This window comes from Mesorhizobium sp. M0340, assembly GCF_040321535.1.
Classification (GTDB): domain Bacteria; phylum Pseudomonadota; class Alphaproteobacteria; order Rhizobiales; family Rhizobiaceae; genus Mesorhizobium.
In genome coordinates this window covers 159290-172804 of record NZ_JAMYRR010000008.1, presented here as the reverse complement: position 1 = coordinate 172804, position 13515 = coordinate 159290, and the positions used below count along the sequence as shown (strand labels likewise).

Sequence of the window (13515 nt, the reverse complement as noted above, 5' to 3'; positions counted from 1 at the left end):
ACGCGCAGCACCTTGATGATCGGCGGCGCGCCACGGTTTGCCCAGAAGGCCATCCAGGCTCCGAAGGCCGGCCCTATGTCCAGGTCGCCGGCGATATAGACCGAGAGGCTGACGAGGTCTTCAGCATCTTGTCGGAAAGCGAAGGGATCAGCCGGCGCAGTTCGGAATAGCGCATCGGCTGTTCCTTGATGCGCGCCAGGATCACCGTCTTCCATTTGCCGCCGAGCGCGTCGAGCGCGAACTCGACCGGACAGCCGTAGAGTCTTCCGTGTTGGGTCATGCGCCATGGTAGGCAAGGCACAGTGACGACGAAAGCAGAATTTGCCCGGCCATCTGGCCAGGGTCGGGGCTTATGGCCTCGCCGACTACAAAATCCATGGAGGAGACCTAAGACGAGCGTGCGCGACACCAATCCGGTCAATGCAAGACGGCCGAAACGTGGCGTAATCGCTTAGCTGTCTCGACCACCACGGGCTTGGCTCTGGTGGAGCGAGCTCCCGCACCCTTGGTTCGCCTTCAGCGAACGCGGTTATGCCGTCGAGATCTTTTCACCCGACGGCGGCGGTCTTGCATCCGAATTGCGTCAAGACAAAGGGAGCCTCATCCGAGCAAGCGCTTGCTCAGCCGCGCGCACTGCACACGAATATCGGGAATGGCGTCGATCTCGAAGAAGGTGCCGCGCGTCAGTGGCCCGACGGCGAGGATCTTGGCGGATACCGTGCCGTCGCCGGCGATGACCTCGCAGTTCGCGGTCACGTCGAGGCCGAGGCGCAGCGGATCCGGCCGTGCCAGCCCACGGTCGACCAGCGACCGTACCACGCTGTTCGAGGTGGTCGAGATGTCCCTGGCGATGCCTGTGCAATCATAGATGCGAGCAACGTCGAACCTTTCGAGCTGCTGCGTGTGGCGCGACTGGACCTGTACCCTGAAGCCGTCGCCGCCGGCGATCTCGACGACGCGCCCGGCGACAAGGCGGATGCGGCCCGCTTGCACCGCCTCGGCAACGCGAGCGTAGACTTCCGGCGCCATGCGATGGCGGTGGATGTCCCACCAGGCCTTGGTGTGCTCGACAAAGCGGCGCTTGGCCGAGGACGGCCAGTTCTGCCAGATCTTCTGGTTGAAGGGTCTCAGACCGTCGACGACGTCGCGCCAGTCGATGCCGGCCCTCTGGTTTTCCCGAATCAGGTCGCGGAACCAGCCGACGAAATAGGAAAGCTGGGTGCCGAGCGGAATATCGGCAACGTCGAGCTTGATCGGATTGCCCTTGCGATGCGGCGAAGGCAGCAGGCCGCGCCGCGACACCGCGACGATCTCGCCGCTGTGGCCGCGCTGCTCGAGCGACAGGAAGGCATCGACCATGCTCAAGCCGGTGCCCAGCACCAGGACTTGGGCTTCGGGGTCGAGCGCAGTGTCCGCCTCGGATCCCATCCTGATAGCATGCCCCTGCCCCGCCCCCGGCTCTTCGTCATGCCCGGTGGCGAGCACGGCAAGATGCGCAACCACGCTGGTGCCGTTGGCCAGCGCTACCTCGACGCCGGAGGCGGTCGGCGAGATCGACAGGCTCTCCTCGCGGATCAGGCGCAGCCGGCCCGTCTGCTGCTCACGCGCCTCGAGCTCGTCGAGCAGCTCCTTGAGGTAGCGGGCGTAGACGCTGCGCGGCGCATAGACTGGCGCCTGTTCCGGCGTCGCTATGCCGCGTTCAAGCAGCCAGCGCGAGAAATTGCCGGGATCGTCGGCATAGGCGCTCATGCCCGACGCGCTGACATTCAGCACATGCGCCGACAGCAGCGTTGAATAGGCTATGCCTTGCCCAAAATGCGGGCGTTTTTCGATCAGGCTGACGCGGAGATCGGGATTGGGCGACTTCAGCAGATGCGCCGCAAGCACGACGCCGCTGGCGCCGCCACCGACAATGATGATCGAATTTGGCGTAGCGCGCCCGGTCATACGCACACCAGCTGTCCTGGCGATCGTCGCCGGCTCAGGAGAGATTGGTTCAGGCCTGGATTTTCAACGCCGCCGAAAAGTCTTCGTCGCCGACGATATCGCGCATTTCGGCGAGACTGCGCCGATCCAGCACCTCGGCGATGGCCTGCCGGACCTCCAGCATCAGGTGTCGGACTTGGCATGTCGCCTCGTTGCAGTCTTCGCAGCGCTGATATTGGGTGCGGCTGGCGCAAGGAATGGGGGCAAGCGGCCCGTCGAGCACGCGCACGACGTGGCCGACCTTGATCTCGTCCGCCGGACGCGCCAGCCGATAGCCGCCGTCCTTGCCCTTGCGGCTCTGGACGAACCCGGCATTGCGCAATTCGCCAAGAATGGCATCAAGGAACTTCTTCGGAATATTGTTTCCTGTGGCGATGTCGTTGACGAAGGCGAGCTGTCCAACCGGCAGGCGCGCCAGATGGACGAGCGCCTTGAGGCCGTACTTACCTTTTTTCGTGAGCATAACCCGAACGTTTCTCTGTCATGCGATGGCGCAAGGCCACCGGTTGCGAAACGCCTGGCGTGCCTCCCCGCCGCGTCCAAGCTGTCACTACAGATAAATTCTAGTGACATGATATACAAGCCGAGAACCGTTGATCTTGCTTCATTTTCAAGCCGCAATGGCCATTTTGGCCGGGGCCCTTGCGAGCACAGGAGCCGCCGCCGATGGCACACCGGCAAACTGGCCGGCGGCAGGAATGTCCCGATCGGCGAGAATGCCGACGGCAGCGTCTGCCCCTGAATTTGAAGGCCAAAGCATGCCGCGCACGGCAACAAGGAGGGTGGCGTCGCTCATCGTCCTCTCCAATCCTTCAATGTCGATAAGGATACTAGACTTAACCGCTAACACAGGGAACTTGTTTCCAATTTCTTGGCTGCTCGCAGCATGGGTTTGCCGATGCAGGGGTGAAAACGGGAAAATCCTTGTTGCGGGCATGGACGACGTGGAAGGGGTTCCCGGGCAAGGACGCTGGTTCTCACCCGGGCCATCACCCAGAAGCGTGCGAATGGGCAACTGCCCTAGCCTGACGACTTTTTCTAACAAGGCCGAGCCGATTGGAAGGATTTAACTCTACAAGAACGATAGAGTTTGGTGACTATGAAGCGCAATCCGGGTTTTCTCGTTTCCAAGGAGCCTTTCATGTCCACCATTTCGCGACGTATCGTTCTCTTGTCCTCGGCGGCTCTGGCAGGTGCCGTCTTTCTCGGCCCAGCCGATGCGCAGGACCTCAAGATCACTATCGGCTACCAGACAGTCGTCGAACCCTCGAAGGTGCCGCAGGCCGACGGCGCCTATGAGAGCGCGACCAAGGCGGCAATCGACTGGCGGAAATTCGATTCCGGCGCCGACGTGATCGCCGCCATCGCTTCCGGTTCGGTCGACATCGGTTATGTCGGCTCGAGCCCGCTGGCGGCGGCGGCGAGCCGCGAGCTTCCCATCCAGACAATCTTCATTGTCGGGCTGATCGGCGAATCCGAGGCCCTTGTCGCCCGCAATGGCGCCGGCATCGAGAAGGCCGCCGACCTTGCCGGCAAGAAGGTGGCGGTGCCCTTCGTTTCGACGACGCATTACAGCCTGCTTGCCGCGCTGAAGCATGAGGGTGTCGACCCGAAGTCGGTCGATATTCTCAACCTGCGGCCACCGGAGATCGCGGCGGCATGGGCGCGCGGCGACATCGACGCCGCCTATGTCTGGGATCCGGCACTCGGCCAGATCAAGACGACGGGCAAGGTCGTGCTGGATTCCTCGCAGGTCGCAGCCTGGGGCGCGCCGACCTTCGACGCCTGGATCGTGCGTACCGACTTCGCCGAAAGGAACCCGGAAGCGGTGCGCGACTTCGTCAAAGTGACGGGCGCTGCCTATGCCGACTTCCTGGCCAAGCCGGATCAATGGTCGGTGTCCTCGCCGCAAGCGGCCAAGATCGCCAGGATCACCGGGGCCAAGCTCGAAGACGTGCCGCAACTGCTGAGAGGCTATGTCTTCCCGACGCTCGAGGAGCAGGCCTCGGACAAGTTCCTCGGTGGCGGCACGGTCAAGGCGGTCGAGGCGACATCGGCCTTCCTCAAGGAGCAGGGCAAGATTGATGCCGTCTTGCCGGATTATTCGAAATACGTGTCGTCGAAATATGTCGGCGAGGCGCTGGCCTCGAATTAGGCGGCTCAATACGCGCGTCCTCTCTTCCCTGACACGCGCGTTGCCTGCCCCGGAGCCGCTGACGAGGAACGGCTTCGGGGCAGGCAGGTTTACAATATCGGCGACCCCACATGACGCATCTCGTGCTTGACCAAGTCTCGGTTCATTATGACGGCCAGCCGGCGCCGGCCGTCGAACGCGTGTCGCTTGACATCGCCAAGGATGACTTCGTTGTCCTGGTCGGCCGCTCCGGCTGCGGCAAGACCTCGCTGCTCAACGTCGCTGCGGGCCTGGTCCAGCCTGTGCGCGGCAGCGCCACGATAGACGGCAGGCCGATCACGGCGCCAGGCTCGGACCGCGCCGTCGTGTTCCAGAACGACGCACTGTTTCCGTGGCTGACCGCGCGCGAAAATGTTGCCTTTGCTCTCAGGCTGCGCGGTGTAGGGGCTGCCGAACGGGGGCGGACTGCCGACGACCTTCTGGCGCTGGTGAAGCTCGACGGCGCCGGCGACAAGCGCATCTGGGAGCTTTCCGGCGGCATGCGCCAGCGCGTCGGCCTGGCCCGGGCGCTGGCAGCCGAGCCGCAATTCCTGCTGCTCGACGAACCGCTGGGCGCACTCGATGCGCTGACACGCGAACGCATGCAGACAACGCTGCTCGATCTGTGGACGGCAAGCCAGGTCGGCGTGCTGATGGTCACGCACGGCATCGATGAAGCCCTGGTGCTCGCCACCCGCATCATTGTGCTCGCTCCCGGCCCTGGCCGGGTGGTGCGGAGTTTCGAGGCCGGTTTCAGCCGGCGCTATGCAGCCGGCGAGGCCATTCGCAGCATCAAGGCCGATCCCGCCTTCGCCGCGGCGCGCGGCGAGCTGACCGACGCGATCTTCGAAGGGGAGGCAGCATGACCGTTACCTCCTATACCGAGCGGCCGCGGCGCTCCAAGGTCGACGACGGAGCCGACGCGCTGTCGGTGCCATGGTCGCGGCCGCGGCCGAGACGCAGCCGCGTTTCGGCCCGCGTGGTTAGCGCGATCACCATTCTGATGGTGCTGGCAGTGTGGACGGTATCGGCCCGCCTGCAATTGGTGTCGCCGGTTTTCCTGCCGTCGCCTGTGGCAGTCTGGAACAAATTTGTCGTCGTCGCCCGTGACGGCTTTGTCGACGCGACGCTGCTCCAGCATATCGCCGCCAGCCTGTGGCGCGTGTTTGCAGCGCTGATCGTCGCCATCGTCGTCGGCGTTCCCATCGGGCTGGCGATCGGCGTCAGCACGATCGGGCGTGGCCTCTTCGATCCGCTGCTCGAATTCCTGCGGCCGATCCCGCCGCTCGCCTATCTGCCGCTGATCATTATCTGGTTCGGCATTGGCGAGCCGTCCAAGATCCTGGTGATTGCCGTTGCCATGCTGGCACCGGTTGCGCTGTCGACGGCATCGGGTGTTCGCGGCGTCTCGCAGGAACGCATCAATGCAGCGCGTTCGCTTGGCGCCACGCAGCGCCAAGTGATCAGGCACGTCACCCTGCCCAGCGCACTGCCCTCGATCCTGACCGGTCTGCGCATCGCGCTTGGCGCCGGTTGGTCGACGCTGGTCGCCGCCGAGCTGGTGGCCGCGACGCGCGGGCTCGGTTTCATGATCCAGTCCGCTGCCCAGTTCCTCGTCACCGACGTGGTGGTGATGGGCATACTGGTGATCGCGGCCATTGCCTTCGTGCTCGAATTCATCATCCGCAGGATCGAGCGGGTGCTCGTCCCCTGGGCAGGGCGGGAGTGACCGACAATGCCCCATTCCATCGTGTATTGTTCGCGCATTTCGGCCATTTGCTCCGCCTGATCAAGGGCGGGGACAAACAGCCGCCTGACGGCGAACGCAAAACGCCGGTGCATCTGGACGCGGAGCGCAACCGCCTGCCGCCGCGCGACGAAAGTTTCTACTGGGGCTGGCAATACTGGTCGCGGTGACCCGGCCACCACGGGTACGCTGTGGCCGCTCTGGCGGGAGCCTGAGCATCGACGCCTGCTCAAACGCGTGAACGGTTCGCCCAGGCCAGGCCGGCCAGGCCGACCAGCGCGGTGACGATGCCGACATAGAGCCATTGCGACTGGCCGGTCATGAAGCTGCCGCCGATAACGCCGATGCCTTGCAACGTCCACAGCACGCCGATGGCGAGCACAATCAAGGCCAGCAGATTTTTGAACAATCTCATCGCTAGAACTCCGTTCCAAGTCGATCATAAACCGCGTTCCGGCCGGAATGAAACAGCGAGAAGACGCTGCTCGATTACACCAACTTCTACTTGGATGCTAATCTCTGATCTTGTGCAAGACGCCCGGAGATCGGCGCAGACATCATCAAAGAAGCTGCGCCTCGCTGCAGAAAGTCTCTGACAAATTGTTTCGCGCCGACTCCAAACGTGTAACATTGCCATGGAACCGACAGATCATTGCCGCATTTGCTGCCTTGTTCGGCACCTAACGGCTTGGGTCTGTCAACGGAGCTAACCCCAAGCATGAAGAAAAGCTATCAGGCCGCGCTCGTCGCGGCCACGATTGCGGCCGGCCTGACGGTCGGCGCATCCGCCACCAACGCCGCTGCTCAGTGCGGTCGTGCCTCCTGGTACTCACTGCATTCCAGAACCGCTTCCGGCGAGCGCATGAACCCGTCGGCGCTGACCGCCGCGCATCGCAGCCTGCCGTTCGGCACCAAGCTGAAGGTGACCAATCGCAACAATGGCCGCAGCGTCGTCGTGCGCATCAACGACCGCGGCCCCTTTATCAGGGGCCGGATGCTCGATCTGTCGAAGGGCGCAGCCAGTCAGCTCGGCTTCATCAGTTCGGGCCATACCGCTGTCTGCATGGCACGGGTCTAACGGTCCGGCCGCCACGGCCAGACGCCGCCTCCAACGATTGTCCCAATAGCCGTGCCCTTGCCTGGCCTTCGCAGGTGCACATTGAGCCGGCTGTTGCCGTTGAAGGCGGATTCTCAATGCCTTGGACGAAAGAACGAGCATAAATCACGCAGGTTGACGTATTGCATCGCAGCAGATTGTTGCTAACTTCCCCGCAAAGCATTCAAGGCTCGGCGCTGCTCGTCGGCCCTTCGATCGCAGTCGGCAGCGGGGTTCTCGATGTTCTACCAGCTCTACGAACTGAACCACGCCGCCTTGCAGCCGGCGCGCCTCTATGCCGATGCGGTGCGCCTGTTCTACTCCAATCCGCTCAATCCGGTCTCACACACGTCCTGGGGCCGCTCGGTTGCGGCAACGGCCGAACTGTTCGAGCGCACGACGCGCCGCTACGGCAAGCCGCAATTCGGCCTGACCAAGACCGTGGTCGACTGGAAAAACGTCGAGGTCAGCGAACGCACCGTCTGGTCGCGGCCGTTCTGCAACCTGGTTCGTTTCGAGCGGGCGGTTCCTGCCGGGCGCCGGCCGGATCCGAAGCTGTTGATCGTCGCGCCGATGTCGGGCCACTACGCGACGCTGCTCCGCGGCACGGTGGAGGCGATGCTGCCCTATGCCGACGTGCATATCACCGACTGGGTCGACGCCCGCATGGTGCCGCTGGCCGACGGCAGCTTCGATCTTGACGACTATATCGACTACATCGTCGACATGCTGCATGCGCTGGGCCCCGACACCCATGTGATGGCGGTGTGCCAGCCTTCGGTGCCGGTGCTGGCGGCGGCGGCACTGATGGAAGCCAAGGGTGATCCGTTCGTGCCCTCGACGATGACGCTGATGGGCGGGCCGATCGACACGCGCCGCAATCCGACGGCGGTCAATCTGCTGGCGCAGGAAAAGGGCATCGACTGGTTCCGCGACAACGTCATCATGCGCGCGCCCTGGCCGGTGCCGGGCTTCGGCCGTGAGGTCTATCCCGGCTTCCTGCAGCTTTCGGGTTTCATGAGCATGAACCTCGACCGCCACATCACCGCCCACAAGGACTTCTTCATGCATCTGGTGAAGCATGACGGTGACAATGCCGAGAAGCACCGCGAGTTCTACGACGAATATCTGGCGGTGATGGATCTGACGGCGGAATTCTACCTGCAGACCGTCGACACCGTGTTTGTCCGCCAGGCCTTGCCCAAGGGCACGATGACGCATCGCGGCGTGGCGGTCGACCCTTCGGCGATCCGCAATGTCGCCCTGTTCACGGTCGAGGGCGAGAACGACGACATCTCCGGCCTCGGCCAGACCAAGGCCGCGCACGACCTGTGCATCAACATCCCGGCCGACAGGCACGCCCATTACATGCAGCCGGCGGTCGGCCATTACGGTGTGTTCAACGGCTCGCGCTTCCGCTCCGAAATCGTGCCGCGCATCGTCGATTTCATCACCAGCTACGGCCGTCAGAACCGTGTTGCGGTGAAGCCCAAGCTGGTCAGGACCGGCAAGAAATAGGCGACCAGTGATGATGCCCGTCAATCCGCATCAGGTCGGTCTATGCCAAAATCATCGGTTGGCGCGGCCGTGCGGCCGGTCGACCTGTTGCACAATAGTCGCGTTGGCGCCACGCGGGTAACCATGCCGCAAAAATCAAGCCATCCTCATAATTGACACGGACTGTAAATACCCCTTAACGTTTCGTTAATAACAAGGGACAAGCGGGGACAATGATTTCCTCACCAATGGCGAGAACGCTGCGCCTGTGCGCGCTGGCCGGACTTACTGTGGCGGCAGGTTGGGCCAGTTCGGCCTCGGCGGCCGGCCCGATGATAACAGGTGGCCCGACCTCACAGCCGATCGGCCATTATGATTTCTGCAAGAGCTACGCCTCCGAATGCTCGATCCGTCCGAAGGATCTGTCGCCCGCCAGCCTGACCGGCTCGCTGTGGCGCAAGCTGCTCAGCGTCACGGCAAAGGTCAACGCCGCCGTCAAGCCGGAGAGCGACTTCGACATCTACGGCAAGGATGAGGTCTGGGCCTATCCCGACAAGGGCGTTGGCGATTGCGAGGACTATGTCCTGGAAAAGCGCCGTGAGCTGAACCGGCTGGGCGTCTCGTTTGCCGATCTGCTGATGACCGTCGTGCGCAAGCCGGATGGCGAAGGCCACGCCGTGCTGACGGTGCGCACCGACAAGGGCGACTACATCCTTGACAATCTGACCGACCAGGTCCGTCCCTGGGACCAGACCGGCTATCGTTTCCTCAAGCGGCAGGCGATCGACAATACCGGCCGCTGGGTCTCCATCCGCGGCGGCCAGCAGGTTCTGGTCGGCTCGGTCCAGTAACAAGGCAACTCATTTCGGCCGTGCCAGCGCGGCGCGGATCGACGCAATGATTTGGCGAAGCTCGGCTTCGTCGAGCTTTTCAATGTTGTCGGCCAGGAGATTGGCAAGCTCGGTCGCCGCCGGGCTAAGGCCCGACGTGTCGAGCTTGACGCGCGGATGCGAGGTTTCGGCCAGCCGCGCCAGTTCCTCGGCGTCGTCCCAAATGATGTTGAAATAGCCGATGATCTTCTGGATCAGCGTCCAGCTCGGCGCACCGCGGCGGCCGTGTTCCAGCGCCGAGAGATAGGCTGCGCTGACGCCGATCGCCTTGGCCATGTCCTTCTGGCTGACGCCGCGCTCGTTTCGCAGCACGCGAAGCTTTTCGCCGAACGGGGTCACAAGCGCACCTTCATGGATGCATCCTCATAGGTGCGTCCCTCATCGGCATGCCCTCATGAGCGTGCCCGCCGCAGGCGGACATAGAGCGCACCCGAGCCGCCATGTTTGCGGGCGGCATGGTCGTGGCTGGAGACGAGGGGCCGGAAGGCGGGTGTCGACAGCCATGACGGCACGGCGCGCCGCAAGACGCCATCACCGCCCGACGAAGAGCCCTTGCCGGTTATCACCAGGACGTAACGGATGCCGCCGGCATGCGCCCGGCACAGGAAGGAAAACAGCAGCGAATAGGCTTGGTCCTGGGTCAGGCCATGCAGGTCGACGCGGCCCTCGATCGGCAGCCGGCCCTTCGACAGCTTGTCCAGCGTCGGTTCGTCGAGTGCGTGGGAGACATGCTGCGCCTTCGGCTTTGGGGCCGCGGCAGGATTGCCCGCGCCCTGTGCCGGCGGCGGCGCCTGCCTGGTCTCGTCGATCTCCGGCCCAACGTGTGGAATTTCGACGGCGGTTCTGCCCTTCAGCGGTTTTGCCGTGCGCGCCACCAGGTTCCACAGCACCCGGTCGTCCTCGCTCAGCCTGTCGATGCGCCGGGTCATCGGCCTGCTCCTGAAACCAGCGGCCGGGGGATCAGCGCATAAAAATCGGCGGCGTTGCGGATAACGCCGGCGATCTCGCCGGCCGCATCGCCCGACCCGGCAAACAGATCGCCGCGGGCCGGGCCGGTGATCGCCGAACCGGTGTCCTGCGCGATCATCAGCCGCCGGAACGGTTTTCCGTCGAAGGCGGTCAGCGACGGCGCGTCGATATGGAAGGGCGTGCCGAACGTGTGCAGCAGCCGGTCGACGGCGATCGAGCGGCCGGGCGTCAACGGCACCTTGGCGGCAGCAATCGGGCCGAGCTCCCGGTCGTCGACGCCCGTCTCGCGGAAGAAGATATAGGAGCGGTTGCGCCACAGGGTCTCGTCGACCCGCTCCGGATGCGCCTTGAACCAGGCACGGATCGACTGCATCGTCACTTTCTCCAGCGGGATCTCGCCTTCCTCGCTCAGGATCTTGCCCGGTCCGGTAAAGCGCTGGCCGGATTTGGCGGCATAGGTGATGCGGCGAAGCCTGCCATCGGTCATGTTGAGCCGTGCCGCGCCCTGCACGTGAATGAAGAAGGCGTCGACCTTGTCGGCGAGCCAGGCGATTTCCAGCCCTTTTCCGGCAAGCGCGCCGCGTTCGATCTCGCCGCGGTCGAAATATTCGACCGGGCCGTTCGGCGCCGCACGAGCGAAGGCGAGATAAGGATCCAAGCCGGAAGGACGATTGCCGTCGTCGATGTCGACCAGGTCGGCCGGGCGCGCCAGCAACGGCACCGAAAATCGTTCCGTGCGCACCGGCGAGGCTTCGACCTGCGGCTCATAAAAGCCGGTTACCAGGCCCGGACCACCATCTTCGGCATCGATACGGGCCGGAACGAAATGGCGCTCGAAAAAGCTTCGTGCCTGCAACCGATTCGGCGACGAAACGGTACGCGCTTCGGCATAGGCATCGGCAAAGCCATTGTAGTCGACGCCGAGCGCGCCGGAGCGGTAGGGTTTGGTCAGGATATGAAAGGCCGAGCGGCGAAAGGCGTCAAAGGCAGGGAGATGGTCGTCCTCACCCCAGCCCGGCAATTCGCCAAAGGATTTTTCGCGGAAGGCTCGAGAAAGCGACACGACAGCCTCCGCCGCCGTCCAGTTCACTCTTCTTCTTCGGTGGCGACGAGCTTCCAGTTCGGATCGCGCGAGCGCGTGTCGCGGGCGAAGGTCCAGACGTCCTTGACCTCGGCGACGGTCTCGGGATCGCCGTCGATGACAGCGCCGGCCTTGTCGCGGGTCGCCGAAATCAGCTCGCTGACGATGCGCAGCGTGATGTGGGCCTCGCTTCCCTTCATCTCGGCCGAAACGATGTCGGCCTTGTCGATGCCGACGAAGGAGGACTGGATCTTTTCGGCTTTCGCCTCACGGTCGCCGATGGCCGCGACGAAGCCGTCATAGACCTCGCGCGACAAAAGGTTCTTCAAGGTTTTGCGGTCGCCATCGGCGTAGGCCATGACGATCATCTCATAAGCCATCTTTGCGCCGTCGACGAAGGTCTTCGGGTCGAACGTCGGATCATTGTCCTTGATCGCCCGCAGGCCCCGGTTGAGATCGGTGTCGGGCTTGGCAAAGGCATCGATCGCCGCATAGGTGTCGGCCGCCGGCTCTCCTGTCAGGCGCTTGCGCGGCAGCGAAACCACGTTCTCGGGTTTCTGGGCGGCATCCTTGTCGTTTTTGCGCGCTGCCGTATATGGATCGAAGGGTGGGCGCTCGTTTCCCGTGCGTCGGCCAAGCACGTTGCGCAGCTGGAAGAAGATCACCACCGCCGCAATCAGAAAGAAAATCGTGCCGAAGTCGAAGAAGCCCATATCTTGCGCCGATCAATCCCTGCTTTGGCCGGACCAGCGGCCAAGCACGGGCCGCGATCACATAGCGTTCGGTATCCAAAGCATATAGAACGCATGGCGCAATCATTCAAATCAAAGGCAGCCATACCTATCTAACAGCTCTGGTGCCAGCGGCGATTGCTCGCCGGCCGGCAAAACATCGAAACGATCGGTCAAGATTTGCGTATCTCGCTGTTTCCCCTGTTCATTCTCGCGCTTCCGCTGCTGGAGATAGCCGGTTTCGTGATTGTCGGCCGCCAGATCGGCGCTGGCGACGGTCGGGCTGGTGCTGGCCTCGAGCGTCGCCGGCGCCTTGCTCCTTCGACACCAGGGTTTTGGCGTCATGGCCAGGGTACGTGCCGAAATGGACGCCGGGCGTGATCCGAGCGGCCAGCTTGCGCATGGCGCCATGATCGTGCTGGCCGCGATCCTTTTGATCATCCCCGGCTTCATCTCGGATATTTTCGGCATTCTGCTGTTCCTGCCGCCAGTGCGCGATCTTGCCTGGCGGATGCTGAAAGGCCGCATCGTGCTGGCCACCGATTTCAGCAGTGGTTTGCGGGCAAGGCAACGCGGCAAGATCATCGATCTCGACGACGGCGACTATTCGCGTGCCGACAACCATACGCGCGGACCGGATTCTCCCTGGCGCCGCCTCAAGGACGAGTAGCCGCAAAGCAACCAGCGTCTTTTGCAAACTTGTCTTGTCGGGCCGGCCATGATAGCGAACGCCCGAATTTCAATCCGGTCAGCAACGCTGCCCAGGCAAAAGGACCACAGCTTATGGCCAGCAACGACGACGCGCCGACCGGCCCAGCCAACGGTAATGGAAATGCGGCGCAGCCTTCGCTCAACGTGCTTGCGCAATATGTGAAGGACCTGTCCTTCGAAAGCCCCGGTGCACCGAACTCGTTGCGCGGTCGCGACAAGGCTCCCGGCATCGCCATCAACGTCAACGTCAACGCCAACCCGCTTTCGGACAAGCAGTTCGACGTCAATTTGACGCTGAACGCAAAAGCGTCGTTCGACCAGGAAGTGCTGTTCAATGTCGAACTGGTCTATGGCGGCGTCTTCGCCATCAGCGGCTTCCCGCAGGAGCACATGCTGCCGATCCTGTTCATCGAATGCCCGCGGCTGCTGTTCCCGTTCGCGCGGCAGATCATTGCCGAGGCAACACGCAACGGCGGCTTCCCCCCGCTGATGCTGGACCCGATCGATTTCGCGCAGATGTTCCAGCAGAAGCTGGCAGAGGACCAGGCTGCCGCCAAGGTCAAGGTGAGCTGAGCGCGGCTGTCTCGCCAGCGTTTGACAAACCCGGCCTTGCGCCGGGTTTTTTGTTTGAGAC

The 13515-nt window shown here is 63.3% G+C and carries 17 protein-coding genes and 1 pseudogene; 9 read left to right on the top strand and 9 right to left on the bottom strand.

The annotated features are described in order from the left end of the window. Positions 1 to 73: 73 nt before the first annotated feature. From NKI79_RS14595 to NKI79_RS14580, 4 genes are all read right to left on the bottom strand, one after another. Positions 74 to 280 (bottom strand): winged helix-turn-helix transcriptional regulator, encoded by a 207-nt coding sequence (locus NKI79_RS14595; protein ID WP_352701159.1) that lies wholly within the window; start codon positions 278 to 280, stop codon positions 74 to 76. Between the two features lie 320 nt (positions 281 to 600). After that, complete coding sequence (locus NKI79_RS14590) at positions 601 to 1947, bottom strand: FAD/NAD(P)-binding protein (protein ID WP_352802270.1); 1347 nt, start codon at positions 1945 to 1947, stop codon at positions 601 to 603. Between the two features lie 49 nt (positions 1948 to 1996). Further along, positions 1997 to 2449: an RrF2 family transcriptional regulator gene (locus NKI79_RS14585; RefSeq protein WP_352802269.1), complete on the bottom strand. Its 453-nt coding sequence runs from the start codon at positions 2447 to 2449 to the stop codon at positions 1997 to 1999. Between the two features lie 147 nt (positions 2450 to 2596). Continuing rightward, positions 2597 to 2782, bottom strand: a complete 186-nt coding sequence (locus tag NKI79_RS14580) for a hypothetical protein (RefSeq protein WP_352802268.1) — start codon at positions 2780 to 2782, stop codon at positions 2597 to 2599. A gap of 345 nt (positions 2783 to 3127) precedes the next feature. On the opposite strand from NKI79_RS14580, the gene tauA reads away from it, so the two are divergent. The 4 genes from tauA to NKI79_RS14560 all read left to right on the top strand — a co-directional run bounded on the left by tauA (position 3128) and on the right by NKI79_RS14560 (position 6076). After that, complete coding sequence (tauA, locus tag NKI79_RS14575; protein WP_254817967.1) at positions 3128 to 4141, top strand: taurine ABC transporter substrate-binding protein; 1014 nt, start codon at positions 3128 to 3130, stop codon at positions 4139 to 4141. Positions 4142 to 4251: 110 nt separating this feature from the next. Next, entirely contained in the window at positions 4252 to 5025 is a 774-nt protein-coding gene (locus NKI79_RS14570) for a taurine ABC transporter ATP-binding protein (RefSeq protein WP_352802267.1), read from the top strand. Continuing rightward, entirely contained in the window at positions 5022 to 5888 is an 867-nt protein-coding gene (locus NKI79_RS14565) for an ABC transporter permease subunit (RefSeq protein ID WP_352648568.1), read from the top strand. Before NKI79_RS14570 ends, NKI79_RS14565 begins: the two co-directional genes overlap by 4 nt. After that, a complete protein-coding gene (locus NKI79_RS14560) occupies positions 5885 to 6076 on the top strand; it encodes a hypothetical protein (RefSeq protein WP_352802266.1) in 192 nt (63 codons plus the stop codon). The genes NKI79_RS14565 and NKI79_RS14560 overlap by 4 nt, the downstream gene beginning before the upstream one ends. Positions 6077 to 6135: 59 nt before the next feature. On the opposite strand, the gene NKI79_RS14555 is transcribed toward NKI79_RS14560, so the two are convergent. Further along, a complete protein-coding gene (locus NKI79_RS14555) occupies positions 6136 to 6321 on the bottom strand; it encodes a hypothetical protein (protein ID WP_352802264.1) in 186 nt (61 codons plus the stop codon). Between the two features lie 303 nt (positions 6322 to 6624). Between NKI79_RS14555 and NKI79_RS14550 the strand changes: the two genes are divergently transcribed. From NKI79_RS14550 to NKI79_RS14540, 3 genes are all read left to right on the top strand, one after another. Further along, a complete protein-coding gene (locus NKI79_RS14550; protein WP_254817962.1) occupies positions 6625 to 6984 on the top strand; it encodes a septal ring lytic transglycosylase RlpA family protein in 360 nt (119 codons plus the stop codon). Between the two features lie 258 nt (positions 6985 to 7242). Continuing rightward, positions 7243 to 8520, top strand: coding sequence for a polyhydroxyalkanoate depolymerase (locus NKI79_RS14545; protein WP_254817961.1), 1278 nt, complete (start codon positions 7243 to 7245; stop codon positions 8518 to 8520). A 212-nt stretch (positions 8521 to 8732) separates the two neighbouring features. After that, positions 8733 to 9350: a transglutaminase-like cysteine peptidase gene (locus NKI79_RS14540; RefSeq protein WP_352476804.1), complete on the top strand. Its 618-nt coding sequence runs from the start codon at positions 8733 to 8735 to the stop codon at positions 9348 to 9350. Between the two features lie 9 nt (positions 9351 to 9359). On the opposite strand, the gene NKI79_RS14535 is transcribed toward NKI79_RS14540, so the two are convergent. Genes NKI79_RS14535 through NKI79_RS14520 form a run of 4 tightly spaced genes read right to left on the bottom strand, consistent with a single transcriptional unit; the run spans position 9360 to position 12152 of the window. Continuing rightward, positions 9360 to 9728 (bottom strand): helix-turn-helix domain-containing protein, encoded by a 369-nt coding sequence (locus NKI79_RS14535; protein ID WP_352701169.1) that lies wholly within the window; start codon positions 9726 to 9728, stop codon positions 9360 to 9362. 53 nt (positions 9729 to 9781) lie between these two features. Next, positions 9782 to 10318 carry a Smr/MutS family protein gene (locus tag NKI79_RS14530; protein WP_352802261.1) on the bottom strand — a complete coding sequence of 179 codons (537 nt, stop codon included), beginning with the start codon at positions 10316 to 10318 and terminating at the stop codon, positions 9782 to 9784. Beyond that, positions 10315 to 11421 carry a murein transglycosylase A gene (gene mltA, locus NKI79_RS14525; RefSeq protein WP_352802259.1) on the bottom strand — a complete coding sequence of 369 codons (1107 nt, stop codon included), beginning with the start codon at positions 11419 to 11421 and terminating at the stop codon, positions 10315 to 10317. The genes NKI79_RS14530 and mltA overlap by 4 nt, the downstream gene beginning before the upstream one ends. Positions 11422 to 11444: 23 nt before the next feature. After that, positions 11445 to 12152, bottom strand: a complete 708-nt coding sequence (locus NKI79_RS14520) for a Tim44/TimA family putative adaptor protein (protein ID WP_352476801.1) — start codon at positions 12150 to 12152, stop codon at positions 11445 to 11447. A 198-nt stretch (positions 12153 to 12350) separates the two neighbouring features. Here NKI79_RS14520 and NKI79_RS14515 point away from each other — a divergent pair. Together NKI79_RS14515 and secB are read left to right on the top strand one after the other, a co-directional pair. Continuing rightward, positions 12351 to 12840: pseudogene (locus tag NKI79_RS14515) on the top strand (FxsA family protein). A 113-nt stretch (positions 12841 to 12953) separates the two neighbouring features. Then, positions 12954 to 13454: a protein-export chaperone SecB gene (gene secB / locus NKI79_RS14510; protein WP_352802258.1), complete on the top strand. Its 501-nt coding sequence runs from the start codon at positions 12954 to 12956 to the stop codon at positions 13452 to 13454. Positions 13455 to 13515 lie beyond the last annotated feature (61 nt).